We start from the raw sequence: 26,194 nt of genomic DNA on the forward strand, positions 1-26,194 counted from the left end.
GCCGTCCCGGCCCGACATCCCTCGCTTCAGTGTAACAACGGTTTGTGAACGCCTCGTCGCAAAAAGCCTCGCAAAACCTTGCTATTCCCGACGTCATCGTGCGCGTCCGCCCGCGCACTCGGTGCGAAACCCATCCGCTTGCCTTCAACTGATGGCTTCAGCAGACTTCCCTCCCCTGTCATTTCCGTGGTCCATCCCATGAGCGCCCCCTACAATCTCGCCCTGGTCGCCCTGTCCTTCGGCATTGCCGCCATTGCGTCCCTGACTGCCCTGGACCTCGCCGGGCGGGTGCGCGCCGGTTCCGGCATTGTCAGCCATGCCTGGCTCGCCGGTGGCGCCTTCGCCATGGGCACGGGCATCTGGGCGATGCACTTCATCGGCATGCTGGCCATGAACATGACGGCCAACCTGGCCTACGGCATTCCTCTGACGGCGCTGTCGCTGATGGCGGCGATTCTGGCCTCCGCGCTCGCTCTGGCCATCGTCCAGACCGGACGCCTGAGACGCCGACGCCTGGGCATCGGTGCCCTGGTCATGGGGCTTGGCATCTGCCTGATGCACTACGTGGGCATGGAAGCCATGGAGACTCAGGGGACGCTGCGCTATCGGCCGGGGCTGTTCATGCTCTCGGTGGGCATCGCGGTATCCGCCTCGGCACTGGCCCTGTGGCTCGCGTTTCATCTCAACCCGACGAACGACCGCCGTGCGCCCTTCTGGCAGAAGGGGCTGGCCGCTCTGATCATGGCCCTGGGCATCTCCGGCATGCATTACACCGGGATGGCAGCGGCGCTCTACCCCGAGGGCGGCATGCAGCCGGCGACAGACGGGCTGTCGACCTATCAGCTGGCCATCACGGTGGCCCTGATCTCGACCTGCATCATGCTCTCCGCCCTGCTGATCTCGCTGTTCGACGCACACCTGTCATCGCGCAACGCCCGGCTCGCCGCCTCGCTGCGCGAGGCCAACCGGGAGCTCAAGGGCATGGTCTATCGCGATGCGCTGACGCAGCTGCCCAACCGGCTGCTGCTGGAGGAGCGCCTGGATGGCCTGCTCTCCGATGCCAGGCGGACGACCTTCGCGGTATTCTTCGTCGATCTGGACCGCTTCAAGCACGTCAACGACTCGCTGGGACATCATGTCGGCGACGAGCTGATCCAGCATGCCGCGGCCCGGCTGCAGGCCGCGGTACGTGAGACCGATACCGTGGCCCGGGTCGGCGGTGACGAGTTCATGGTGCTGATGGAAAGCGCCGCGGCGCACGATGATGCCGCCGCCCTCGCTCGACGCCTCGTCAGCACCCTCGACAAGCCGTTCCAGATCGGCAACGGCGTGGTGAAGGTCTCGACCAGCGTCGGCGTCAGCCTCTATCCCGAGCACGGTCGCGACAAGCATGAGCTGATGGTCCACGCCGATGCTGCCATGTACGGCGCCAAGCAGAAGGGCCGCAACACTTTCCAGTTCTACGAACCGGACATGACGCTGCACGAGGAGCGCCGCGTCCAGCTGGAAAGGCGCCTGCGCCTGGCCATCGAACACGACGGCCTGAGCCTGGCCTATCAGCCCAAGGTTCACGTCGAGACGGGACGCATCACCGGGGTGGAGGCGCTGCTGCGCTGGCAGGATGCCGAGCTCGGCACGGTGGCGCCCGACGAGGTGATCCCCCTGGCCGAGGATTCCGGGCTGATCCTGCCGATCGGGGAATGGGTGCTGTACACCGCCTGCCGCTATGCCCGGGAATGGGAACGCGACACCGGTCACCCCCTCGCCATGGCGGTCAACATCTCGGCCGTCCAGCTCAACAGCCGGCATTTCGTCGACACGATCAAGCGCGTGCTGGCCGATAGCGGCCTGGCGCCGCACTACCTGGAACTCGAGCTGACCGAGAGCGCGCTGATCCAGAACCCGGATCACGCCCTGGAGGTTCTCAACGAGCTGCGCGCCCTCGGCGTGGCGCTCTCCATCGACGACTTCGGCACCGGCTACTCGAACCTGGCCCAGCTGCGACGCTTCCCCATCGACCGGCTGAAGATCGACCGCACCTTCATGTCCGAGGCGGTCACCAGCCTTCAGGACGCGGCCATCGTGAAGGCCGTGGTGGCCATGGCCCAGAGCCTGGACCTGCAGGTGGTCGCCGAAGGCATCGAGAACGAAGACCAGCTGCAGCTGATCCGCCAGCTTCAGAGCCACGAATATCAGGGCTACCTGTGCAGCAAGGCACTGTCCGGCCACGAACTGAAGCGGTTTATGGCGGAAAGACCTAGCGCGGAACGCGGCTCCGTGCTGCCGACCCGAAGCGCCCGACCTACCCCAGCGCCTTGACGATCAGCTGCACGCCGACGATCGCCATGGCCAGCACCACCAGCCGGTAGAACAGCCGCTCGTTGACGCGGTGCTGCAGCCACAGGCCGCTGCGCACCCCCGCCCAGGCTACCGGCACCAGCACCAGTGAGGCCCAGATGCTGGTCAGGTTGATCTCGCCGAGCACCAGGTAGGGCGGCAGCTTCATCAGATTGACGGAGGCGAACATCAGGGTCGTGGTGGCGATGAAGGTCATCTTGGGCAGGTGACGCGGCACCAGATAGAGGTTCATCGGCGGCGCCCCGGCATGGGCGATGAAGCTGGTGATCCCGGTGGCGATCCCCGCCGGCCAGGCCCAGAAGGCGCGGATCGGCCGCGATGAGGCGGGCTTGGCAATCATGTAGGCGACGAACAGCAACGAGATCACGCCCAGCAGCAGGCGCACGTGATCCTCGTTCAGGCTGCCCGCCACCAGGCTCGCCGCCGCCACCCCGATGGCCAGCCCCGGCAGCAGACGCTTCACCTCGGCCATGTCCTGATGCCCCCACCAGGCCTTCACCGCCAGCGCATCCATCACCAGCAGCAGCGGCAGCAGCAGGCCCGCCGCCTCGATGGGCCCGATGGCCAGCGCCATCAGCGGGACCGAGAGGGTGCCGAAGCCGCCGGCGAAACCGCCCTTGGAGATACCGGTGAGATAGGTGGAGAGCACGATCAGCGTCCAGGCGAGCCAGGAGTAGTCGGGCAGAGTCATGTGCGCATCCTTGTGCCCCGCATCGGTCGGCGGGTTCTCATTGCGGTGAGCCAGTCGGAGAGCATACCGGGCCGAGCACGTCTCTTTCATCTCGCGCGGCCGGCAAAGGGGGTGTGGATAACGAGGCGCTGTGGACAAAGGCGAGGCGAACGAAAAAGGGCCCACGGATAACCGTGGGCCCTTTCGAGATTCGGTGGCGCGCCCTAAAGGATTCGAACCTTTGACCTTCGCCTCCGGAGGGCAAAACTCACACACAGGAATATACGACAACCCACATACAAGTAACTGTTTATCCTAGAATAATACAACATCCTTCATCTAAGTTTGTCTTTTGAAAGATGTGGTTATATGCTCTCAATGTGGTTACTATCGTGGTAACAGCAGGGAGCGCATGATGATCACCACCGACCGCCAGATCCAATCACTCAAGCCAGGAGAGCGAGTCTACTGGCAGAGCGTGCGGTCACCGCACGGCGGCGGGTTGGCCATCCGCGTCTCTACCCGAGGCACGCGCTCCTGGTACGTGCGTTACCGCCACGATGGTCGGCAGGATGCTATCTGCATCGGGCATTACCCAGGCATGAAGCTTCAAGCCGCAAGAGATCGTCACTACGAGATTCGCCAGCTCGTAGCTGACAACCTCGACCCCAAGCGAATCCAGCGCCAGCAAAAGGCAGCCAATCTAGAGGCCTGGAGCATGGACCAGTTGTTTGAGAGCTATGGTGATTTCTGGTGTACGGGAGGAGGTAGGAAGGGTGGCGTATCCTGTTGATTGATCACGACCAAGATCTCAATCAACAAGAGCGGATACGCCATGACCGATTCTACTCTCCGAGCCCTGTCGCAGCCAGAACCCGAGACCTCTGACCCGTTGCACGAATTGTTGCGCCAAGGGGCACGAGACCTGATCGCCAAGGCCGTGGAGGCCGAGTTGGCCACCTTCCTGGCTCAGTATGCCGACACGACTCTGGAGGACGGTCGGCAGGCGGTGGTACGCAACGGCTATCTGCCGGAGCGCACCGTGCAGACTGGCATCGGTGACGTCACCGTCAAGGTGCCCAAGGTGCGGGACCGAAGTGGCGGCCAGGCCTGCTTCAACAGCACCCTGTTGCCGCCCTACTTGAAACGGGCCCGTAGCGTCGAGGAGCTGATTCCCTGGCTCTATCTCAAGGGCGTCTCCACCGGCGACTATCAGGAGGCCCTGTCGGCCCTGCTGGGTGACCAGGCGAAGGGGCTGTCGGCCAACACGGTCTCGCGACTGAAGGCCCAGTGGCTCGACGAGCACAAGGTCTGGTGTCAGCGGGACCTGGCGGACCGCCGCTATGTGTACTGGTGGGCCGATGGCGTCTACAGCAATGTGCGGTTGGATGACCGCCTCTGTCTGCTGGTGATCATCGGCGTCACGGCGCATGGCCGCAAGGAACTGGTCGCCGTCGAGGATGGCCATCGCGAGTCGGAAGCCAGTTGGAAAGAACTGCTCACGGGCCTGCGAGAGCGTGGCCTGACAGAGGCCCCCAGGCTGGCGATCGGTGATGGTGCGCTCGGTTTCTGGAAGGCGCTGAGCAAGGTCTATCCGACCACGGCGCACCAACGTTGCTGGGTCCACAAGACGGCCAATGTGCTGAACAAGCTGCCCAAGTCGGTGCAGCCCAAGATCAAGGCCGACCTTCACGAGATCTGGATGGCCGAGACGCGCGAGGCGGCCCATCAGGCCTTCGACCGCACGCTGAAGCGCTTCGGCGCCAAATACCCCCAGGCGATGGAATGCCTGGCCAAGGATCGGGACGAGCTGCTGGCGTTCTATGACTTCCCGGCAGAGCATTGGGTGCACATCCGCACCACCAACCCGATCGAGTCGACCTTCGCCACGGTCCGCCTGAGGACCAAGCGCAGCCGGAACTGCGGCTCTCGGGACACGACCCTGGCGATGGTCTTCAAACTGCTCCAGACCGCCCAGAAACGCTGGAGGCGGATCAAGCACTTCCAGAAGTTGGAGCTGGTCGTCAGCAACGTCAAGTTCCAGGACGGGGAGCAGGTAGCCGATCAGTCAGACAGGAATGCGGCCTGACCGTCATCCACCAGATTTGACAATAACTCGTTGTTTGATCGCTGGGTTGCTCATTATGCCACCACACCGACAGTCCGCACTAAGCGCCCACCTTCAGCAACGGTGGTGGAACAGACCCGCTGGCGCTGGTCGCACTACCTAGCGGGCAGACTCGGTGACTTCCTCGTTAAGTCTATCGAGCGCTCCCATCTCTCCAATGCCATCGCAGAGACTGCCAGCGAGAAGAGCCGTGAGCAGGCACGCAAATGTCTCAGCCTTCTCAAAGCCATGTTGGAATATGCCGAAGCGCGCGGGCAGATAGAAGACAACCCAGCGACTGGTATTCAGCCCAGCAAAGTCGGTGCTCTGCCCGCTCGCCCGCGGGAGCGGCATCTCGATCTTGAGGAGTTGAGGCGTCTTTGGGCAGCCATTGACCAGGCACGCCTAGCGACCTCTACTGCCGCAGCTTTGAAGCTGCTAATCCTGACCGGGCAGCGGCGCGGAGAGCTCCTGCAAGCCCGATGGGCTGACATCGACCTTGAGAAAGGTGTCTGGGCCTTGCCGGCACACACCACCAAAAGCCACAAGGCGCACACGGTCTACCTCTCTGCGCCTGCTATTGGCCTTCTTCGATCTCTCGACAGGCACCGGGAGTATGTTTTTCCCGGTCGCGTGGAGAGTCAGCCAATCGGCGCCCAGTCCCTCACTACGGCCACACTCCGCCTCCAGGGCCGAAAGACCAAAGAGCGTGATCTCGAAGCTCCCCTGGGAGATATGAATCCGTTTTCAGTGCACGACCTGCGCCGTAGCGTCGCCACCGGCCTTGGGGAGTACTGTGCCGTCCAGCCGCACGTCATCGAGCGCATGCTGAACCATGCGAACGAGAACCGGCTGGTCGATACCTATCAGCGGAGTACCTACGAGGCTGAGCAACGAGCCGCCTGGCAGGCATGGGGAGAGCTGATTGATAACCAAGTGGCCCGGACTCGGCAGAACGTAGTCCCCATGAGGAGGGCCACGGAATGACTGGCACTCAGGGGCAGCATCAGGCCGAGAATCAACAAGCTGGCCAGCCGCTCATCATCCTCGATGATCAGAACACGGCCCTCACATGTGGGTGTGCCTCTAGCCATCGCGCCATCGCTCGAGGCATATGGTCGAGAGGTCAGGATCTCGTCGACCAGATGACAGCCCATCGTCGCCAACGGGAGAAGATTTCCTCACCAATCAATATGAATGTGGCGAGACAGAGCCGCAGGGTAAGCTTAGTTTTCCTCAAGCAAAGGGATGCCCGAACACGCAGGCTTTCGCTTGAAAATTGCACCTCATTAGCTTGTCGGACACCTGAAAATCCCGCGCAGAAGGGTCAACCATGGGGGATTAAGAGGAGATGGAAACTCATTCCCAGGAAGGTCACAGTTCATCAGCAAAGTTATCCACTTGCTGGCTTTCCCAAAGGCCAATATCTTATGTGATATCGTTTTAGATACTGGTTAGACAACCAGTGAAAAGAGGGGCCTCAATTCCCTACCCGGCTACCAACCTTCGGGAATTGAGGCCTACCACCCGCCAGCAGGCAGGGAGATTGCGGATGCTCAACATGAAGACGCACCACCCCCGTAAGCCCGATGCGCCAACATCGGCAGAGGTAGTGCGCCGTCATGTAAAAGAGCATGTGCGGTACGTTTCTAGAAGCGTACAAGCAACGGTTGTGAGTTTAGCTAGCACTAGCCTGAAGACGCAACTATGTTGACGCCGACCCAGGCATGTCGCGGCTTTCACAACCGCCCCCCTCCCTCTCTGCTGGCTCCTGAAACAGGAGACCGGCCATGTCCGACATCCCCACCCGACGCTATCTGTCAGAGCGACAAGCCGCTGATTATCTTGGGTTTTCTCCACACACACTACGTCAGAGCCGTTGGAGCGGTAAGCTTGCAGGCATAGAGCCGCCGCAACACATCAAGCTGGGCCGCAATGTCCGTTATGAGCTGAGCACCCTGGACTCCTGGATGGCCACTGCCACCGAGGAGGCGCGCTCATGAGCACACCAACGAAAACGCCCGGCTGGGGGAGCCGGGCGCGATTCGACAGCATCATCGAGGTTGATCAGCTCCATCATAGCATCGATAGCGCCCTGGCGCTGGCGCTCAGCGACCTGTACGGCAGCGGTATCACGCTAAGGGGCAATGGCCAGTGGCAGCGCTTCCAGCCGCCCGGGAAACGCGATCCGGACGGCTATGCGGCGATCCTCAGCCCCGAGGTCGCGCTGTTCGGCCGTTGGGATAGTGGCGAGCAGCACCTGGTCGTGCTGGCCGATGAAGAGGCCTCCGATGCCGAACGTGATCAGCGGCGGGAGCGGGCCCGACAGGCAGCAATGGAGGCTCGAGAGCTCCGGCAAGCGGCTCTCGCTCACCAGCATGCCGAGACCGCTGAACGCGCTCGAGCTCTGTGGGCCAGAGCGATGCAGTCACAGGGGCATCCCTACCCGTTGCGCAAAGGCGTCTCGACAGGGTGGACGCGCCAGCTTGGTCACCTGCTGCTGGTGCCGCTGACCGATGGCTCTGGCCTGGTAAACGTCCAGACCATCGCCGGCGATGGCACAAAGCGCTTCCTGAACGGCGGCCGTAAAAAGGGCTGCTATCACCCCATCGGTTCATTCGACACCAGCAAACCGCTGCTGATCTGCGAAGGCTGGGCAACCGGCATGACGCTGCACGAGGCGACCGGCTCCGCCGTGGCCTGTGCCATGGATGCCGGCAACCTGCTTCCTGTCGCTCGCTACCTGCGCAATCGCTACCCCGGCGCCAGCATCATCGTGGCTTGCGATAACGATCACGCCACGCCAGGCAATCCCGGTATTACCAAGGGAAAAGCCGCGGCTGAAGCGGTTGGAGGTAGGGCGATCTGGCCAGCCCTGGACGGCATCGCAGGAGCGACCGACTACAACGACCTGGCGCAGCTGGGTGAGGAGGTGGCATGAGCACACCCTCAGTAGTCGAGAATATCCGCCGGGAGGTCGAGCAGACTGCAGACGAGATGAGCCTCAAGGCCGTGACGCTGGGTGACTTCCTTCAGATGAAGCTGCCCGAGCGAGAGCTCCTGCTGGCTCCCTGGCTTCCCAGCAGCGGGCTCGCCATGATCTATGCGCCCCGAGGCATCGGTAAAACGTGGATCGCCCTGTCAGTGGCTATGGCCTGTGCTTCTGGTGGCGAACTAATGGGGTGGTCTGCTGAGACTCCACGACGCGTCCTGTATCTCGACGGGGAGATGCCCGGCCGAGCCCTGCAGGAGCGGTTCGCATGCGTTGCTCACAGCAGTGATCGCGATGCCTCGCCGGAGGCTGTCAGCATCCTCACACCCGATCTACAGCCCCGCGGCATGCCCGACCTCTCCACTGTGGAAGGCCAGGCAGCCGTGGAACCGTTCACCAATGATGCCGAGCTGATCGTGGTGGACAACATCGCCACCCTCTGCCGAACCGGCAAAGAGAACGAGGGCGAGAGCTGGCTGATGGTCCAGGAGTGGGCGCTACGCATGCGGGCTCAGGGCAAGACAGTGCTGTTCATCCATCACGCTGGCAAAGGGGGCCAGCAGCGGGGCACCAGCCGTCGAGAGGACGTCCTCGATACCGTCATAGCCCTCAAGCATTGCAAAGGCGATGACGAAGCCCAGGGAGCCAAGTTCGAGCTGCACTTCGAGAAAAATCGGGGTTTCTATGGCGACGACGCCCGCCCTCGGGAGATCACCCTGGTCTCGGCACCGGATGGGCGCATCACTTGGAATTGGCAGACCCTGACCGACAGCACCTATCAGCGTGTGGTGGCTCTGCTGCACGAGGGCCTGACCGCGGCAGAGGCTGCCCGTGAGCTCGATATCAACAAATCGACGGCTCACCGGCACCAAAAGCGCGCCGAGCGTGAAGGGCTCTTCACGCCGCGGAAGCAGGCAAAAGGGGGACAGTCAGCATGAGCACAGCCGAAAAGTTGCAGGTTGCACCCCCTAGGGGGACGCAACCTGCAACCACCAATCAGCTAGATGCAACCGGGCATGCAACCGCTGGTGCAACCGGTGGCCTAAAAGCCTTAGCTGACGCGTACTTGAATCAAGAGGCGTGCAACCAGCCATGCAACCAGAGGGAAACTTCAGCCCCTGAGCCAATGCAACTTTCGCCCCTGAAATCAGAGGAACAAGTTGCATCCCAAGCTCGGGGAAATCCCCCGGGCCCAGCCCGTGACATCGACGTGATCATCGATGTGCTGGCGCGGCAAGTCGGTAGGCCGTTGGGCGAGGAGTTGATGCAGCTGATGCGCCAGGCCATGCACGGAATGGGTCAGCAAGAGCGTGCCGAGCTGGCAGTCTCGATCGACGACTGCTTTGAACATGCCCAGAGCAGCCACTCAGGGCGCCAGCAAGCCGAAACGCTGGTGAGGCAGGCCATTCCTAGCAGCGAGGCTCCGGGCAATCTCAGCAACGCCCTGTCCTGGATCGATGCGCGCTGTGAGTTGGCCCGAGATGACAAGAGTTTCCTGGGCAGACATCTGGCGCCCTTGGCCCAGGCGGAGATGACTGAGACTGCTGAGCAATATGTGGCGACCTGGCAGGCGGTTGCCGAAGCCGAGCCTACCCCACACCGCAAAGACAACGCCGGCAGGCGAGCCGCCAACCGATCTCTGAGAGGTGATACGCCATGAAGCGACGCTCCCCCAGGACCAAGCCCAGCAAGGCTGCTCAGGACGCTTATCGCCGCCTGCTGGAGGATGCCAAGCCCAAGGATGAGGCAGACTCCGATGCGAGTGATGGATTTTCCCGACTATCAAACGACGAGATTCCCGATCTGGACGAAATGCCCAGCATCGACCTGACACTGCCGGCCATTGACCTCGACACCCCGATCAACCTGGAGGGCCTGAGCGATGAGCAAGAACCCACGCCAGCTGATGGATCCGAAACGCCTCATCGTCAGAGTCGAGCGTAACGAGCTGGTGCGCGCCCGCAACCGTGGCATCCTCCTGCTCGGCATGAGCCGGCAAGATGTCGAGCACATCTTGGGGCGCCCGGACGACGTGAACACCTACGTCGGCAGCGCCTGACGCTGCGATGACATCTGGTATCGCGACAGCCCACGCGGTTGGCACGCCCGCGTGGCGACGTGCAATGACCAGCTCGAAAGCTACGGCGCCGACAACCGACAGTAATACATGCCCAGCTCCCTTAGTGTGTTACGGGGGCTGAGTAACTATGGACGCTGCAATCGGCAACCACTCGCCCAGAGCTATCCACTCTCTTGAGACAATCTCCAGCACAAAGCCGTGAAACACGTGCAACAGCGTGAAACGGGTGAAACAGCTGAGACGCCGTGAAACGGGTGAAACACCCTGATACACCGTGAAACAGCTGAGACGCCATGGAACGGGTGAAACACCCTGATACACCGTGAAACAGCTGAGACGCCATGGAACGGGTGAAACACCCTGATACACCGTGAAACAGCTGAGACGCCATGGAACGGGTGAAACACCCTGATACACCGTGAAACAGCTGAGACGCCATGGAACGGGTGAAACACCCTGATACACCGTGAAACAGCTGAGACGCCATGGAACGGGTGAAACACCCTGATACACCGTGAAACAGCTGAGACGCCGTGGAACGGCTCTATAAATATTGCGGAGCTCTCCCGCAATACCTCCCTGCTTGACCCCTGTATCTGAGTAAGCGCCCAAGCAATGGGCCTGTGCCCCTTATCGGGAGCAACACCAGTCGACAGAACAGGGGAAACATAACGATGACTAGCTCTCAGCCGCCGGCGATCCTGCGCGTGGCCAAGCTCAGTACCTGGAGCGCCATCGCCACCAGCGGCGGCCATACCTGGCGCACGGCGCCCGTTCCTCACGCGGATCCGGAGCGATACCACCTCAATGAGGATTGGCGACCTGCAGATACCCCCAAGAGGCTGCGAGTAGCCATTGAGGAACGCCTTGCCGCCGTGACTACGCCACCGTCCAAAGAGGCAGTGCTGGCGCTCGAGTACCTGATCACTGCCCGGCGCGAGGCATTCATCCAGCACGGTGGTGAGACTGACGCCACTGAGTACTTTCGTGATGCCGTCTCTTTCCTTGAGGAGCGCCACGGTGCCGAGAATGTAGTGGCGGTAAACGTCCAGCACGACGAGATCGCCCCCCATCTGGTGGCTTATGTGGTGCCCCTGGTAGAGCGCCCGGCCCGCACCGTGCGCCGTAGTGTGTTCGCGCCTGGCCGTGACGAGTACGGCCGCCAGCATCGAGAGGTGCGAGAATTTCCCAAGCCCGCTGAGGTAGCGTTGTCCTCTGACCACTACAACGGCACACCAGCCAAGCTGGCCAGCCTGCAGTCCGAGTTCGCCACGCGAGTGGCCTCTCGGCATGGGCTGGTGCGTGGGCTGGAGATGTCCGCCGCAACGCACACCACAAACCAGGCCCACCATACGGCGCTTACTCGCGCGATGGCCGGCCATGTAGACCTGGCACCCGAGGAACTAGAGCGCCGGGGTCGTCTGTGGCGCCGCGAGAGCCCGGAGGAGCAAGCGCGTCGGCTGTCCGCCGCGATGCGTGAGCATTACGCTCCTACCGTGGCCCGGGCCGCCACAGCAGAGCATGACCGCCGTCGAGCACGTCAAATGGTCGAAACAGCCCGACGCCATCGAGACCGCTACCGTCGCGAGCGCACTGCTCACGCCGAGACCCATGCCGCCCTGGCACGCCTGACCTTTGGGCTAAGCCCGGAGCAGCGGGCAGCCTTGGAGCGCCAGGCAACCCAGTGCCGACAGGCCAATGAGCGCGCAGCCCAGGAAGAGCGTCAACGCCGAGCGACCGCAGAGGTTGAACGCAACCGTCGGGAGCAGCAACGCCTCAAGGCCGAGTGTCAGGCGAAGCAGGACCGAGAGGAAAGGCTCGCCAGCAAGTTGCGCAGGTCGAGCCCGGAGGAGTTGGCCAAGGCGGGATTAGAGCTTCGCCGTGAGTGCTGGCGCCTGCTGTTCAGTCGACCTGATCTAGAGGAGGCCGCCGATCGCATGGCCGAAAGCGGGCTGTTTGAGCATGGCGGTCACCTGAGCTCCAAGGGGTGCCGCTTAACGGATCCGGCTGCCGGAAGGGCAGAGCCGACTATGCCAAATCAAGCACCATCTATCTCCGGACCATCGCGAGGCCCTGAGAACAGCTGATAGTTCCTGGTTGGGTCAGGCGGCTTTTCTCGAGCCGGATTTGGTCTGGTTCGGGCCGATCTAGCTGAATCGCCCCGGGTATTCTAGACACCCGTCAGGCTCGGGGTATAACGCCGTTCGTACTCGACGGGGGACAGGCCATCGCTCGTGCCGTGACGGCGCCTTGGGTTGTTGAACATCTCGATGTAATCGAACACATCGCTTCTGGCGGCTCTCGGGTCGAATAGATCCGGCGCTTGATGCGTTCTCGTTTGTCGTTTGAGCAACTGGAAGAAACTTTCAGCAACGGCGTTGTCATGGCAGTTACCTCGTCAGCCCATGCTACCCTCCAGTTGATTGGACTTCAGGAAGCTTTGCCAGTCCGCGCTACTGAACTGGCTCCCCTGGTCCGAATGCACGATGAAAACCCCTTGGGGCTTGCGGCGCCAGACAGCTGACAGCAAGGCATCCAAGGCCAGGTCGGTGGTCACACGCGGCTTCATCGACCAGCCCACGACCTGACGCGAAAACAAGTCGATAACCACCGACAGGTAGAGCCAGCCTTCGTGGGTGCAGTTGTAGGTGATGTCGGTGACCCAGGCGACATTGGGTGCCGTTACGTCGAATTGGTGATCCAGACGATTGGGCGACACCACCGCCGGCTTGCCACCATAGGCGCCAGGACGCCGCCGGTAACCAGACTGAGAGCGCAGCCCTTCTCTGCTCCACACGGTGCTTGCCGCAGGTTTCACCGGCCTCTCTGAAGTCCTAGTGAATCTTGCGGTAGCCGTAGACGCCGCCGCTCTCGAGCCAGGCATGCTTGATCAGGCCCAGCAAACGCTGGTCATCTCGTGCCCGCTCGGACAGGGCGTTACGCCGCCAAGCATAGTAGCCGCTCGGTAGGCTTGGCGTAGCGCTTCATCCACTGATAAAGGCTGTAGCCGGAGACGCCAAGTCGAGCAACCACTTCTCGTGACAGGATGGCCTCGTTCTGTCACCTGCTAGACGGCTTCGATCTTGACTTCGGTATATCGCTGGCGGCTCATGGGACCTCCTTGGCGCCTTCAGCATAAGGCCTGGAGGTGTCTACGAGACACGGGGCGCCTCAGGATAAATATCCTTTATTATCAATATGTTACAAATAAATCTTGACGATGGGTTTTTCAATCGTCACTTGCTAAGTATTATAAGATATTCGGTTTTAGCCCTGCCTTCTTCTGGAGCGTGTTCTGTGCCGGATTCTTTGCAAGATTTTATCAAGGCGACATGGGGTGATGATGATGTCGCTCGAATAGCCAGAGTGAGAACAGGTGGCGATAACAATGACAAAGGTGGCAGGTACGAGGCTTTATTTACGACCTACCTGATCGCTAAGCATGCTTTAGAAGATAGGGGGCGCGATGTTCAGGTGAGCGCTCAGGAGCTCGCTTGGGTAGATGATGTATGCGTTCGCATTGGCGGAAAACGAAAAATCAACTATCAGGCTAAGAACTCAGCAGGCGATGCTGCTAACTGGGATCCAGAAATCTCGGCGCGATTTGCGAAGCAGCAGGTCATCGATACTGATCATCATCGGTTCGACGAAGCTCAACAGGTGCTGCTGGTGAGCTGCGAGAATAAGCATCTGAAAAATAAAGAAAAAATAGAAGACGAGATGGCTGACTTTGCCAGCTGCGAATTCTATCCCTTTGCTGAACCTGCTACACACATTTTGTTCTACCACCAGCCAACCATCCAGGTCTTCTCCGGTCTCTGTGCGGAGCCGAGCTTAGATGACATGCAAACCGCCATGAAGGCAATCATGGCCCAGTGGGCGAACCAACCAGCTGCTACCCCTATCGGGGTTTGCGACCTAATCCAGGCCGCCAAAGAAGAGGCAAGACCCAATGTTTTCAAGGAGTTGGACGAACCTGAGAAGCCTGGGTGGTTAGTTGATCTCATCGCCCCCTTCCCTTCTGCTAGCATAAAGGTACAATCTGGCGATTTTATGGTGAGCATCAAAGGTCTCACAGTTAGGTTGCCAGGGGCGCTGGCTGAGGGTGACGCCCCTGAATACGATGGTGAGGTCGGTGGCGAGCAGGAGCTGATAGCGCTACTGTTTTGGCTATCCAGCCAGGCGCAGCTGTAGACAAGGAGTTTCATATGAAAAACTCAACGCGTGAAGGACGGAGCTACAGCGATATCGCTGAGCCCGCTGCGCGCGCGGCTCTGCAGGATCTGCTATACGCTAGCGACAGCAGCGATATCCAGGGTTATCAGACTGCTATGTATACCCTTGGACGCCTGCTGGGCGGAGCCCTTTCACAGCGTAAAAGCTTGGAGTCTGCCAAAACGGTGCTTGTCGTATCTACTGCGGAAGATGCCGACTTCTTGACGAGTGGCGTCATGGCAGCTCTTCGTGACTCACATGATGTTCGCTATGCCGTTTTCTGGAATAACCATTCTGCCCTGTCGAACAGCGAAAGCATCGCTCCGGTGGTTAACAGTTATTACCAGGAAGGCTACGAAGATGCTGATGCTCTAGTGATCGTTAAGTCCGTGATTTCAGGGAGCTGTGTGGTAAAAACAAACCTGCTGCGCCTGATGTCGCAAAATGCGAATCTGCTGCAAAATGTGCACGTTGCATCACCGGTTATGCATGTTGATGCAGAAGATAAGCTTAAGTCAGAATTTCCTATTTCGATCTCCGAAAAGTTCGATTTTGCTTACTTTGCGCTGGATCATCAGAAAGCAGGCAGAGAAGTTTATCCAGGTATCGGTGGTCAGGTTTATCAGCTTCTTGGGCTCAAAGACCAGCCTGCCAAGACTGGATACGTGCCTGAGCTGATTAAACGGCAGTTTTCCTCCAATGTGGCGAATGCCTGACCGTTCAGTAAGTTAAGAAAAAACGCCCCCCAATGGGGCGTTTTTTATTTTGTGGCGGGTCTGGTACGGGCGGCAGTAGCGGACACCGTCGAGCTTGCAGCCAGCTCGACGCTCCGGCGGCAGACGCTATGCTTGAGCAAAGCGCTGCCAGGGAGGGAAGCATGCTCAAGAAGCTCTTACGGACTGCTGTCCGGCAAGGACAAAGAGGACTACCAGAACTTCTCCGACCTGGTGCCTCCTGTCGAGCCAGTACGGCCCAAGTCCAAGCCTGCCACCCGGCGTGACGTCCCTCCCGATACACCATCCCCAACTACCGAAGAGCGCCGCAGCACGGATATCCGGCGCCCAGGCGGACACATCCCCGGGGGAGAGGAGCTCGTGCGTCCTACCCCTCGCGCCAAGCCAGCGCCAGCACCTCGAGAAGAGCCGCACTGGTCTGAGAAGCCCCTTCCTGGTGATCACCTTGGGCTCGCCGCAACTGCCGGCCACGCGGCCAAGCAGGCGATCAAGGAGAAGAGGTTCGATGACGCCTGGCGACACCTCCATGAGCAGCAGGAGCACTACCTGGCACATGCCGCCAAGTCCGGATTCACCGGCCCACAGACGCTGGCGCTAGCGGGCAGCATCCACAAGCCAATGGCGAATATCCTGCGTATGGAGGGACGCCACGATCAGGCGCTGGTCCATATGATGTACTACATGGCCACCGCCCGCCGGCCTCCCAAGGCTGATCAACAGAAGCTGGGCGCCTACTTCCGGCGATGCAAGTTCGGCCTGGCGGACGAAGCCAAGCTGAAACTCGTCATGTCGGCACTGAAGAGGGACCCTGTTTTCGACGCTGCGCGAGGCATCGTGGCCCAGTGGAGAGCCGATGAAGGATGAAGGCGGCGCCTCCCCCGACTTCCATTCGATTCCCTCGCCCCTGATCGATACCATGCAGATGTTTCGATCACGGACATGGAGTCGAAGGAACGATGAAGCTCGCAAGGACGGTCACCCTGGCAGCCGTGGCATTGGGCGTGGCACAGGCCGCCCAGGCCGATATCACCATCGGCAGCTGGAACCTCAAGCATCTGGGGTGGAACAACGGCAAACAGCTGGATGACGTCGCTTATGTGGCTCAGGGAGCCGACTTATGGGCGCTTCAGGAAGTGATGGATGGCGAAGCCGTCACACAGCTCGAGCGCCAGCTAGAGGCCCAAACAGGAGAGTCCTGGAGCTCGATGACCTCACATGAAGTGGGGCGCAGCACCTACCAGGAGAGCTACACCTACCTCTGGCGCGACGCTGCAGTCGAGTACACCCAAGGCGCTGTGGTCTACCTCGATCCGGGCGACGAGTTCGCACGAGAGCCATTCCTGGCAGAGTTCCGCGACATTGAGAGCGATCAGGAGATCGCACTGGCCACCGTTCACATCATCTACGGTGACAGCCGGGCCGATCGGACTCCCGAGATTCGTGAGCTCGCTGAAATCTGGGACTGGATGTCGGAGGTCTATCCTGACACGCCGCGGATCATCGCCGGGGACTACAATCTGGAGCCAGATGAAGCGGCATGGCAGCCGCTGCGCGATGCTGGCGCCGGTCCAGCGATCACCTCCGGGGCTTCTACCCTGAGCAAGACAGACGGCCAATACGCCAATCTCTATGACAACCTGTGGTTCGACCCGAGCACTCTCGACGTGACCAGCCAAAGCGTCGTTCGATTCCCTAACCTGCTCAATATGACCCACGAGCAGGCACGAGACGTTGTGTCTGACCACGCCCCCGTTTACATCACCCTGGGCGATGCCAGCGCCCGCTTTGTCTCACTCGCACTGTCAGATGCCGATGTGGCCAGCACCAGAAGTAGCGACTGCATCGACCTCAACAGCGCCAGCGCCTCACAGCTCGATGAGCTCCCGAATGTTGGGCCCGCTAGAGCCGAGGACATCATTGATGGTCGCTCATGGGGATCAGCGGATGAGCTGGTGGGGATTGACGGTATCGGCCCCGCCCGCATGCAGGAGATCCAGGATAGCGGGCTGCTCTGCGGCTAATTCCCTGAACGCCGGTCGAGCCCGAGCGCCAGCGACACTATGCTTTCAGCATGTGCGGACGCTTTGCGATCTACTCCGACCCACCACCTCCCCTGCAGCGGCTCACGCCGCGTGAGACGTGGGAGATGCTCACCGGGCGCTACAACGTGGCGCCCGGCACGTGGATTGCTGGCGTTCGAAGGAAAGGCGATGAAGCCGAGCCGTCGCTCACCCGGCTGTGGTGGGGATATCGGCCATCTTGGGCAAGTCCCGACGCTCCCCAGCCGATCAATGCCCGCGTCGAGAAGCTGGCCTCCAGCCGCTACTTCCAAGGCGCGTTCAAGCACCACCGTTGCGTGATCCCTGCGGACGGCTGGTATGAGTGGTTTCCCCAACCCGATGGCAAGTTGCCGCACTACCTGTGCCGTGCCGATCGCCAGATGCTCTGGCTAGCCGGTATCTGGGCAGATTACGGGGATGGCTCAGCCTGTTGCGCCATCATCAGCGAGCCTGCCAGAGGCTGCGCCCGGGACATCCATGATCGTATGCCGCTCGTCCTCGCTGATGACAGCTTCAACACCTGGCTCGATCCGGAGCTTCACGAACGCGACACCATTCGATCAGCAGTTCACCACCTTGATGCTCAGATGTTCACGCATTGGGCCGTGAGCACTCGGATCAATCGCCCTGCCAACGACGACCCCAGCCTGATCGAACCGGCCGACGCTGGGCATCAATGATTGCCTACGGGCGCCACCCAGCACCAGCGCTAATATGCGTTGTGTGACGTCAGGCGCGAGCGTGCTCCAGGAGGAGTCCGCTGCCAAGGAGGCATGCCGACGTCGCCCAGTTGTGCACGTCCTGCACTCGGCCCAAGGACGGCCCATCTTTCACGAGGCAGTTTTGGTGCGCAGTGCGGTGCGCGCAATTGGTACGCAGTCAGAGGTGCGCAGCTACTATGTCTCCAGGGGCTCCACCGGGCGGAAGATGCCGGTCTTCGTCATCTGCCGGCGAATCTCGAACTGCCCAAGACACTCCACCGGATCCACCTTATCGAGTTCCCGGAAGTTGAGACCGCTCCACGAACCACGGTCAACCTTCACGCTATACAGGTAATCGTCTCGCTCGTGCCCACTGCTCTTATCGAGACGCTGGGAATATCCGGACAAGGTGATCGCTTGGATGGTCGGCAGAGTCTTGAAGCACTCTCCCAGAAGTCGCACACCGATGGAGTGAATATGCCGGGCGTACTGTTGGCGCTGGTTCGACTGAGACAAGGACTTGATGCTGAGTTTCAGCGCCTTTGCCGGCACACTGGCCTGCTGAATGGGCAGCATCTCGATCTCGGGTAGATCCACGTCCAGGACCAAATGCTCAGGGGAGCGCAGCTCATAGTTGATCAGCGTCTCATAGGGCCACTCGAGGGCCGACAGGGCGTCTCCCAGAGCCTGCTCCATAGCTGGCAGCGTACCTTCTGCGACCTGACGCTGAATCTCGAGCCTGCGCTTCTCTCGATCTGCATGAGCTTTCCAGGCCGATTCCCAGTCCCGACAAGCCTCTGCGTATCGCATAGCGAGGCGCTGACACTCTTCTTGGCGCTTGTTTTCGGCTGGGGGCCAGATTCGATGCAGCCATGATTTCGCCGGCATGATGGGCCGAGTTGGCTCCGGCTCATCGAAAGGCTGGTATTCAGTTGCTCCCCCATCAGGGTGTGGTGTGCCAGTGTGGAGGGTCGTGAGTGACTCAGTAGCGCGATTCACGTTGTCAGCGGCCTTCTGGATGACTTCCTGAATCTGCTCTCGGTAGTCTCGCTTTACGATGCGCTCGATCTTTGGCTCTAGCTGGGCGCCGTGCTCATCGGTGATAGAGAGCTCGCCGCTCTCCTCATCGACCTTGATGTTGATCTTCATGGTGACCGGCACGGAGGCCGGCTTGGGTGCCGCCTGCCTGGCGGGCTTGCGGGACGATTTGCCGACCTTCTGTGACCAAGAAAGGCCTGATCCTGGAATCCCTGCACTGGCGCGCGTGCCAGAGGGAGAGAAGGATATTCCGGCGCCTGGCCCACCCATCCGGACGCCAAGGCCACGATGAGAGGCGCTGAGACGAATGCCTGGCGCGATCTTGACGGACTTACGGAAGCGAAACCCCATAACAGATCCCTGTTGTTGCTGTTCCCATTACGTCACTGCCGGGCCACGGCTCGGCCCAGCCGATAGCTTGTGTCAGTATAGCGACCAGCCCTTTTCGCATTTCAAGTTTTCAGCCCACGCCAGCGTTTCAAGGCTCGATGAAGTCTTGGACCATGGTGCCACCGAGATACAGCAGCCTCGCTTCTACCAGAACCCGAGTCGAGCGCCTAACTCGCGCTCCGCGTCCGTCGACATAGGAAGCCCACCAGTACGGGCAGATGCTGCCTTACGTACGCTGCCCTTCTTGTTTCGCACATGCGGCTCTGCGACGTCCTAGCTTTGCCCTCGGAACCGTTCGGCATAGGCCTCGAGTCCATGTAGTGGATTAGGATTCAGCGCCCCTGGCGGCGTACAGCGGGAATCCTCCCCCGTCGGACCAGCCGCCGGCCCCCCTCGGCGCAGTAGGGGATGATGCGCTGGTCGGCGATTTCATCGGGTGTGTACAGTAGCTTCTCCACCACATCCTCCCATCGTTGGCTTCACTCTGGATGGCTATCACCTGGGGCGAGGATCACTTGGTCGGCCCAGCATCCTCCTTAGGAGGCGGCGGAATACCAATGAACTACAGGCGCCGCCAGGGAGAGTCTCTTGGCTCAACGTAGCCTCGCCCCTGACGCTTGCCAATCATGGAAGGGTGAATCCACAGCAGGCGTGCATCTCTGTTACCCAATGGATTCGAGTAAGGCGCGGGGGTAGCTGTAAGCATCTATCCCCTTCAACCGTATCCTGAGCGAAAAAAGAGAATGGCAGAGCTGCAGTGGCTGGTTACCAGAGTGGTTACCAACAGACGGAAGGCAAAAGAAAAGGGCTCACGGATAACCGTAAGCCCTTGAATTTCTTGGCGCGCCCTAAAGGATTCGAACCTTTGACCTTCGCCTCCGGAGGGCGACGCTCTATCCAGCTGAGCTAAGGGCGCGCGGTGCACGAGGGCTGGCGCCATCGAGCGAGCCACATCCTACCTTGCCGCCTGTCGACTGTCTAGCCGTGACGCGGCCCTGGCCGGTCGGCAGACGGCGTCTCTCGGCGCCGGCGGGGCGAGAGACGCGTGCGCGAAATGTGCAAACGATACCGACGCCTTGAATTCCCCGGTGCTCATCGTCAGGTCATGGAGGACAAGGATGACATCAACCGAGAACTCAGGAGTGCTCCATGGCTAACGCAACAGCGACGGCAAACGAGACTCAGGCACCGGTACTTCAATGGCAGGACATCGACGGGCTGCTCGAGGCGAAGGAATCGCCGTGCATCAGTCTCTACGTTCCCACCACCCCCGTCTCCAACTATCGCGAGGAAAACCGCATCCTCTACAAGGATCAGATCAAGGAGGCGGCACACGAGCTCGAGCGTCAGGACATCGACAAGTCGCTGCGCGCCGAGCTGATCGAACGACTGGAAAGCGTCGGCACGGACGAGGCCTTCTGGACCCACCAGCAGAACGGCCTGGCGGTCTTCGTCTCGCCCGAGCGCTTCGAGGTCAGGAAGATGATGACCCGCCCCGAGAAGGCCCAGGCCATCGTGGGCGATGCCTTCCACCTGCGCCCGGCACTGCGCGAGGCCTCCCACTGGATGCAGTATCGCGTGCTGTGCGTCAGCCTGCATGACGTGGCGCTGTACGACGGCAACCAGGACCAGCTGACCGAGGTGGCGCTGCACAGCAACGTGCCGCGGGGCATGGGCGAGGCGCTGGGCAAGACCGAGACCTCCGCCAACCGCAAGGACGGCGACCGCAGCGGCGACGACAGCACGGACCTCAAGCAGTACTTCCAGGCCGTCGACAAGGCCATCCGCGACCATCACGCCGATCCCCGGCAGCGCCCTCTGGTGCTGGCCATGGTCGCCGAACATCAGGGCCTGTTCCGCGAGGTCAGCGAGCATCCCCAGCTGCTCGAGCAGGGCGTGGATCAGGAGCCCTTCGAGGCGATTCGCCAGCACCGGCTGAGCGAACTCTCCCGCGAGGTGGCCCAGCGCGCCACGCGCACCGACCTCGAACGCCTCATCGAGCAGTACCAGCAGAAGGCCGCCCAGGGCGAAGGCGAGAGCGATCTCGAGCAGATCGCCTACTCGGCCACCATCGGCCAGGTCGGCACGCTGCTGATCGACGAGGAGGCCCGCATCGAGGGCACCGTCGATAGCGAAGGCGGCAGGGTCGACTACGATCGCACCGGCTCGGAGGACGTGCTCGACGCGGTCGCGCGGCACGTCATCGACACCGACGGCGACGTGGTCTTCGTGCCCAGCGAGCTGATGCCCGGCAACAGCGGCGCGGCGGCCATCCTGCGCTACGCCATGGAGCCGGTGTAAGTGCCGATATCGGCGCCGCGGTAGGCCGCGGCCCCCACGGGGCATCCCGGGCGATGCCCCGAACCAGGTCCATCAGCGGCGGCCCTCGGGTCGCCGCTGCTGCGTTGGCCTCCGCGGCTCCCCCCGCCGGCTTCCCTCACCGGCCTCGTTCACCGCGCAGTTGATCGGCGACATTTTCCGGGCCGGGGACTGTCGCTATACTGCGCCCATCACGCCGCCGTCCGTGATCCGATAACAAGACCGTCAATGAGAGGTGGTGAGAGTGAATGCCAGCAAGCTGATCCTGGGATGCCTGACGTTGCTCGGCCTGATGACCGTGGCCTCGGCCCATGCCCAGCAGGAGGTGGACCGCGAGGCCCTCGCCGAGCGCCTGGCGCCGGTGGGCCAGCTGTGCCTGGAGGGCGAGGACTGCGGCACCGCCATGGCCTCGGCCGGCGCCGGCGACACCGGCACCGCCGGCGATGCCATCGACGGCGAGGGCATCTATGGCAGCATCTGCATGGCCTGCCACGAGACCGGTGCCGCCGGCTCCCCGGTCCGCGGTGACGAGGCGGCCTGGGCCGAGCGTACCGGCAAGGGCTTCGCCACCCTGCTCGACCACGCCCTCAACGGCTTCAACGCCATGCCGGCCCGCGGCGGCAATCCCAACCTCTCCGATGCGGAGGTGCGCGCCGCGGTGGCCTATCTGGTCGAGCCGGTGATGGACGTGCCGGCCGCCGATGACACCGCGGCCGCGCCCGACGAAGACGCCAGCGCCACCGCCAGTGACGCGGCGCCGGCCGAGAGCGGCGCGGACGGCGAGGCCCTCTACGCCAGCGCGCCCTGCGCCGCCTGCCATGCCGCCGGCATCGCCGGGGCGCCCAAGCTCGGCGACACCGAGGCCTGGGCACCGCGCATCGACAAGGGCATCGAGACCCTCTACGCCAGCGCCATCAACGGCATCGGCACCATGCCGCCCAAGGGCGGCGCCGGCCTGCCCGACGAGGAGATCAAGGCCATCGTCGACTACATGGTCGGCGAGGCACAGTGACGCTCGCGCCAGGCCGGCAACGACGGAAACGGTAGACATAAAAAAGCGGGGCGCCCGGTGGCGCCCCGCTCGTCGTTCCGCTGGTCTGGATCGCCGTCAGTTCAGCAGCGAACGCAGCCCGGCGATGGCGTCCTTGCCGCGGGCCTGCTTCTTCTCCGGGTCCTCGCGGTCGGCCCGGCCTTCCCACTCCAGGGCGTCTTCCGGCAGCTCGTCGAGGAAGCGGCTCGGCGTGCAGTCCATCAGCTCGCCGTAGGCCTTGCGCTGGCGCGCCAGGGTCATGGTCAGGGTGCGCCGCGCCCGGGTGATGCCCACGTAGGCCAGGCGCCGCTCCTCCTCGACGGTGCCCACCTCGATGGCGTTGCGGTGCGGCAGCAGCTCCTCCTCCAGCCCCATCAGATAGACGTGGGGAAACTCGAGGCCCTTGGAGGCGTGCATGGTCAAGAGCTGCACGCGGTCGGAGTCGTCCTCCTCGGCCTGCTGCTCGAGGATGTCGCGCAGCACCAGCCGCGAGATCGCCGCCTCCACGCCGTCGGTCTCGGTGGCCGTGCTGGCGGTGTCCTCGTCGGGGTCGGCGCCCATCGACTTCTCGAGCTGGTCGATCAGCGTCCAGACGTTGGCCATGCGCCGCTCGGCGATGGTCGGCGCGCTGGCGTTCTGGTAGAGCCAGGCCTCGTAGTCCATCTCGCGCAGCATGTCGCGGATGGCCTCGATGGCATCGCCGCCGTCCATGCGCCGGCGCACGCCCTCGATGAAGTGGGTAAATCTCCCCAGCCTTTCGACGGCTCTCACCGGCAGCAGCTCGGCCAGCCCCAGCTCCTGGCAGGCGGCGAACAACGAGCCGCCACGCTCGGTGGCGTAGTTGGCGAGCTTCTCCAGGGTGCTGGGGCCGATCTCGCGGCGCGGCACGTTGACGATGCGCAGGAAGGCGTTGTCGTCGGCCGGATTGATCAACAGCCGCAGGTAGGCCATGGCGTCCTTGATCTCGTTGCGCGAGAAGAAGGAGGTGCCGCCGGAGAGCTTGTAGGGAATCTGGTAGTGCTGCAGCTTCAGCTCCAGCAGCCGGGCCTGGAAGTTGCCGCGGTAGAGCACCGCGAAGTCGCGCCATTCGGCGCGCTCCTTGATACGCCGGGTGAGGATCTCGCTGGCCACCCGCTCGGCCTCGGCCTCCTCGTGGCGGTTGACCACCACCCGGATCGCCGCGCCCTGCCCCATGTCCGACCACAGGGTCTTCTCGTAGACGTGGGGGTTGTTGGCGATCAGGGTGTTGGCCGCGCGCAGGATGGTGCCGGTGGAGCGGTAGTTCTGCTCCAGCTTGATCACGTTCAGGCGCGGGAAGTCCTCGCCCAGGGTCACCAGGTTCTCGGGCCGCGCGCCGCGCCAGGCATAGATCGACTGGTCGTCGTCGCCGACCACGGTGAAGGTCTGGCGCTCGGCCATCAGCAGCTGCACCAGCTGGTACTGGCTGACGTTGGTGTCCTGATACTCGTCCACCAGCATGTAGTGGATGCGTTTGCGCCACCGCGAGAGGGCCTCGGGGTCGTCGCGCAGCAGGGTCACCGGCAGCAGGATCAGGTCGTCGAAGTCGACCGCATTGTAGGCCTTGAGGTGACGGCCGTAGGCCTCGTAGACCCGGGCGGCGAACAGCTCGTCCTCGCTGTTGGCATGAGAGAGCGCCTGGCCGGGCAGCACCAGGTCGTTCTTCCAGTTGGAGATGGTCGCCTGGACCTGGTTGATCGCCTCGGCGTCGACCTGGGCGTCCTTGTTCATCAGGTCGCGCAGCAGCGCCTTGGCATCCTCGGGGTCGAACAGCGAGAAGCCCGGCTTGTAGCCCAGCGCCTTGAGCTCGCCGCGGATGATGTTGAGGCCGAGGGTGTGGAAGGTCGACACCGTCAGGCCGTGACCCTGGCGGCCCTGGAGCATCTTGCCGACCCGCTCCTTCATCTCGCGGGCGGCCTTGTTGGTGAAGGTCACCGCGGCGATGCGCCGGGCGCTCATGCCGCACTCCTGCACCAGGTAGGCGATCTTGGTGGTGATCACGCTGGTCTTGCCCGAGCCGGCGCCGGCCAGCACCAGGCAGGGCCCGTCGATGGCACGCACCGCCTCCTGCTGGCGCGGGTTGAGCTTGGCGATGCGACTGGCGATGCTCTCGGTCATGCGTCACTCCTCGGCGCGGCCACGGTTTGCCCGGCCCCCGGAAGGCCGGCCCCCGGAAGGCCGGCCCCCACGAACTCCAGCTGGCGCCAGGCCTCGAAGACCAGCACCGCGGCGGCGTTGGACAGGTTCAGGCTGCGGCTCTCGGCCAGCATGGGAATGCGCAGGCGCTGCGATTCGGGCAGGGCGTCGAGCATCGCCTGGGGCAGGCCGCGGGTCTCGGGGCCGAATACCAGGGCGTCGCCCTCGCGATAGGCGGCCTCGTGGTAGCCGGTGCGGCCCCGGGTCGAGACCGCGAACACCCGCGTCGGCGCCACCTCGGCGAGGAAGGCCGCCCAGTCGGCATGCACCCGCACCCGGGCCCACTCATGATAGTCGAGGCCGGCGCGGCGCAGCCGCTTGTCGTCGAGGGTGAAGCCCAGCGGCTCGATCAGGTGCAGCCGGAAGCCGGTGTTGGCGCACAGGCGGATCAGGTTGCCGGTGTTGGGCGGGATCTCGGGCTGGTAGAGCACCACGTCGAGCATCGATGACTCCTGTAGACGGCGGGGAGGACAGGGCCGCCAACGCACTCGGGCCCCGAAACGGGGCCCGAGGCAGCGAGCGGGCGGCCGGTCTCGGCGCCCTGGCGGGCGGGCTCAGTCGCCCGCGATGCCGTAGCGGTCGCGATAGGCGCGGATCGCTTCGGCGTGGCCGCGCAGTTCGTCGCCGGCATGGACCTCGAGGTACTCGAGCACCATGTCCAGGGTGACGATGCTTACCACCGGCATGCCGTAGGCGGCCTCGACCTGCTGGATGGCGCTGCGCGGGTCGCTGTCGTCGCCGCCGCGCTCCTGGCGGTCCAGCGCCACCACCACGCCGGCAGCCTCGGCGCCGGCGTCCCCGATCAGCCCCATCACCTCGCGGATCGCGGTGCCGGCGGTGATGACGTCATCGATGATCAGGATGCGGCCGGCCAGCGCCGCGCCGACGATGTGGCCGCCTTCGCCGTGGGCCTTGGCCTCCTTGCGATTGAACGCATAGGGCAGGTCGCGGTCATGATGATCCGCCAGCGCCACCGCGGTGGTCGCGGCCAGGGGAATGCCCTTGTAGGCCGGGCCGAACAGCACGTCGGCCTCGAGGCCGCTGTCGGCGATGGCCTGGGCATAGAAACGGCCCAGCTTCGCCAGGGCGCGGCCGCTCCTGAACAGGCCGGCGTTGAAGAAGTAGGGGCTGGTACGCCCGGACTTGAGGGTGAACTCGCCGAAGCGCAGAACGCCCTGCTCGATGGCGAACTCGATGAAGGCCTGCTGATAGGGTTGCAGGGTCGATGCGGCCACGGAGCCTCCTATCACGTCTATTGGCGGACGCCATTTACCCAAACGTCGAAA

22 protein-coding genes, 1 tRNA gene and 2 pseudogenes are annotated in these 26,194 nt (G+C 62.6%); 17 read left to right on the forward strand and 8 right to left on the reverse strand.

Annotation, left to right across the window (positions count from 1 at the left end; genetic code table 11):
• Positions 1-198: 198 nt before the first annotated feature.
• Positions 199-2,319, forward strand: a complete 2,121-nt coding sequence (locus FIU88_RS17040) for a bifunctional diguanylate cyclase/phosphodiesterase (RefSeq protein WP_152479985.1) — start codon at positions 199-201, stop codon at positions 2,317-2,319.
• On the opposite strand, the gene FIU88_RS17045 is transcribed toward FIU88_RS17040, so the two are convergent.
• Positions 2,303-3,049, reverse strand: a complete 747-nt coding sequence (locus FIU88_RS17045) for a sulfite exporter TauE/SafE family protein (protein WP_152479986.1) — start codon at positions 3,047-3,049, stop codon at positions 2,303-2,305. The genes FIU88_RS17040 and FIU88_RS17045 overlap by 17 nt on opposite strands.
• A gap of 391 nt (positions 3,050-3,440) precedes the next feature.
• On the opposite strand from FIU88_RS17045, the gene FIU88_RS17050 reads away from it, so the two are divergent.
• The 9 genes from FIU88_RS17050 to mobV all read left to right on the forward strand — a co-directional run bounded on the left by FIU88_RS17050 (position 3,441) and on the right by mobV (position 12,294).
• On the forward strand, positions 3,441-3,821 hold the full coding sequence (locus FIU88_RS17050; protein WP_152479987.1) for an Arm DNA-binding domain-containing protein: 381 nt from the start codon (positions 3,441-3,443) through the stop codon (positions 3,819-3,821).
• Positions 3,822-3,863: 42 nt separating this feature from the next.
• Positions 3,864-5,117: an IS256 family transposase gene (locus tag FIU88_RS17055; protein WP_152478300.1), complete on the forward strand. Its 1,254-nt coding sequence runs from the start codon at positions 3,864-3,866 to the stop codon at positions 5,115-5,117.
• A gap of 105 nt (positions 5,118-5,222) precedes the next feature.
• Entirely contained in the window at positions 5,223-6,122 is a 900-nt protein-coding gene (locus tag FIU88_RS17060; RefSeq protein ID WP_152479988.1) for a site-specific integrase, read from the forward strand.
• A gap of 803 nt (positions 6,123-6,925) precedes the next feature.
• Complete coding sequence (locus tag FIU88_RS17065) at positions 6,926-7,138, forward strand: AlpA family transcriptional regulator (protein WP_152479989.1); 213 nt, start codon at positions 6,926-6,928, stop codon at positions 7,136-7,138.
• Positions 7,135-8,076, forward strand: a complete 942-nt coding sequence (locus FIU88_RS19350) for a toprim domain-containing protein (RefSeq protein ID WP_216647285.1) — start codon at positions 7,135-7,137, stop codon at positions 8,074-8,076. The genes FIU88_RS17065 and FIU88_RS19350 overlap by 4 nt, the downstream gene beginning before the upstream one ends.
• The gene (locus tag FIU88_RS17075) at positions 8,073-9,065 is read left to right on the forward strand and encodes an AAA family ATPase (protein ID WP_216647286.1); all 993 of its coding nucleotides are present in this window, start codon (positions 8,073-8,075) and stop codon (positions 9,063-9,065) included. The genes FIU88_RS19350 and FIU88_RS17075 overlap by 4 nt, the downstream gene beginning before the upstream one ends.
• Positions 9,066-9,337: 272 nt before the next feature.
• Entirely contained in the window at positions 9,338-9,787 is a 450-nt protein-coding gene (locus tag FIU88_RS17080) for a hypothetical protein (RefSeq protein WP_152479990.1), read from the forward strand.
• A 222-nt stretch (positions 9,788-10,009) separates the two neighbouring features.
• Positions 10,010-10,186, forward strand: a complete 177-nt coding sequence (locus tag FIU88_RS19225) for a hypothetical protein (protein ID WP_172977733.1) — start codon at positions 10,010-10,012, stop codon at positions 10,184-10,186.
• Between the two features lie 695 nt (positions 10,187-10,881).
• Positions 10,882-12,294 (forward strand): MobV family relaxase, encoded by a 1,413-nt coding sequence (mobV, locus tag FIU88_RS17085; protein WP_152479991.1) that lies wholly within the window; start codon positions 10,882-10,884, stop codon positions 12,292-12,294.
• A gap of 83 nt (positions 12,295-12,377) precedes the next feature.
• Here the strand turns inward: mobV and FIU88_RS17090 are convergent.
• Positions 12,378-13,271: pseudogene (locus FIU88_RS17090) on the reverse strand (IS3 family transposase).
• Between the two features lie 233 nt (positions 13,272-13,504).
• On the opposite strand from FIU88_RS17090, the gene FIU88_RS17095 reads away from it, so the two are divergent.
• The 5 genes from FIU88_RS17095 to FIU88_RS17115 all read left to right on the forward strand — a co-directional run bounded on the left by FIU88_RS17095 (position 13,505) and on the right by FIU88_RS17115 (position 17,896).
• The gene (locus FIU88_RS17095) at positions 13,505-14,401 is read left to right on the forward strand and encodes a hypothetical protein (RefSeq protein WP_152479992.1); all 897 of its coding nucleotides are present in this window, start codon (positions 13,505-13,507) and stop codon (positions 14,399-14,401) included.
• A gap of 14 nt (positions 14,402-14,415) precedes the next feature.
• A complete protein-coding gene (locus tag FIU88_RS17100; RefSeq protein ID WP_152479993.1) occupies positions 14,416-15,138 on the forward strand; it encodes a hypothetical protein in 723 nt (240 codons plus the stop codon).
• A 378-nt stretch (positions 15,139-15,516) separates the two neighbouring features.
• Positions 15,517-16,020: a hypothetical protein gene (locus FIU88_RS17105; protein ID WP_152479994.1), complete on the forward strand. Its 504-nt coding sequence runs from the start codon at positions 15,517-15,519 to the stop codon at positions 16,018-16,020.
• A 92-nt stretch (positions 16,021-16,112) separates the two neighbouring features.
• Positions 16,113-17,177, forward strand: coding sequence for a helix-hairpin-helix domain-containing protein (locus tag FIU88_RS17110; protein ID WP_152479995.1), 1,065 nt, complete (start codon positions 16,113-16,115; stop codon positions 17,175-17,177).
• Positions 17,178-17,227: 50 nt separating this feature from the next.
• Positions 17,228-17,896 (forward strand): SOS response-associated peptidase, encoded by a 669-nt coding sequence (locus FIU88_RS17115; RefSeq protein ID WP_152479996.1) that lies wholly within the window; start codon positions 17,228-17,230, stop codon positions 17,894-17,896.
• 216 nt (positions 17,897-18,112) lie between these two features.
• Here FIU88_RS17115 and FIU88_RS17120 read toward each other — a convergent pair whose 3' ends face one another.
• From FIU88_RS17120 to FIU88_RS17125, 3 genes and pseudogenes are all read right to left on the reverse strand, one after another.
• Positions 18,113-19,066: a hypothetical protein gene (locus FIU88_RS17120; protein WP_253742608.1), complete on the reverse strand. Its 954-nt coding sequence runs from the start codon at positions 19,064-19,066 to the stop codon at positions 18,113-18,115.
• Positions 19,067-19,150: 84 nt separating this feature from the next.
• Positions 19,151-19,306, reverse strand: a pseudogene (locus FIU88_RS19580) (DUF4236 domain-containing protein); the annotation flags it as partial.
• Between the two features lie 878 nt (positions 19,307-20,184).
• Positions 20,185-20,261 (reverse strand) — tRNA-Arg (locus tag FIU88_RS17125).
• A 233-nt stretch (positions 20,262-20,494) separates the two neighbouring features.
• On the opposite strand from FIU88_RS17125, the gene FIU88_RS17130 reads away from it, so the two are divergent.
• Both FIU88_RS17130 and FIU88_RS17135 read left to right on the forward strand, forming a co-directional pair.
• Positions 20,495-21,646 (forward strand): hypothetical protein, encoded by a 1,152-nt coding sequence (locus tag FIU88_RS17130; RefSeq protein ID WP_152479998.1) that lies wholly within the window; start codon positions 20,495-20,497, stop codon positions 21,644-21,646.
• Positions 21,647-21,908: 262 nt separating this feature from the next.
• Positions 21,909-22,676: a cytochrome c5 family protein gene (locus FIU88_RS17135; protein ID WP_152479999.1), complete on the forward strand. Its 768-nt coding sequence runs from the start codon at positions 21,909-21,911 to the stop codon at positions 22,674-22,676.
• Positions 22,677-22,772: 96 nt separating this feature from the next.
• On the opposite strand, the gene rep is transcribed toward FIU88_RS17135, so the two are convergent.
• From rep to pyrE, 3 genes are all read right to left on the reverse strand, one after another.
• The gene (rep, locus tag FIU88_RS17140) at positions 22,773-24,830 is read right to left on the reverse strand and encodes a DNA helicase Rep (RefSeq protein WP_016855913.1); all 2,058 of its coding nucleotides are present in this window, start codon (positions 24,828-24,830) and stop codon (positions 22,773-22,775) included.
• Complete coding sequence (gene trmL, locus FIU88_RS17145) at positions 24,827-25,351, reverse strand: tRNA (uridine(34)/cytosine(34)/5-carboxymethylaminomethyluridine(34)-2'-O)-methyltransferase TrmL (protein WP_152480000.1); 525 nt, start codon at positions 25,349-25,351, stop codon at positions 24,827-24,829. Before trmL ends, rep begins: the two co-directional genes overlap by 4 nt.
• Before the next feature lie 111 nt (positions 25,352-25,462).
• A complete protein-coding gene (pyrE, locus tag FIU88_RS17150) occupies positions 25,463-26,143 on the reverse strand; it encodes an orotate phosphoribosyltransferase (protein WP_152480001.1) in 681 nt (226 codons plus the stop codon).
• Positions 26,144-26,194: the final 51 nt, after the last annotated feature.

The sequence above is a fragment of the Halomonas sp. THAF12 genome (assembly GCF_009363675.1).
GTDB lineage: Bacteria > Pseudomonadota > Gammaproteobacteria > Pseudomonadales > Halomonadaceae > Halomonas > Halomonas smyrnensis.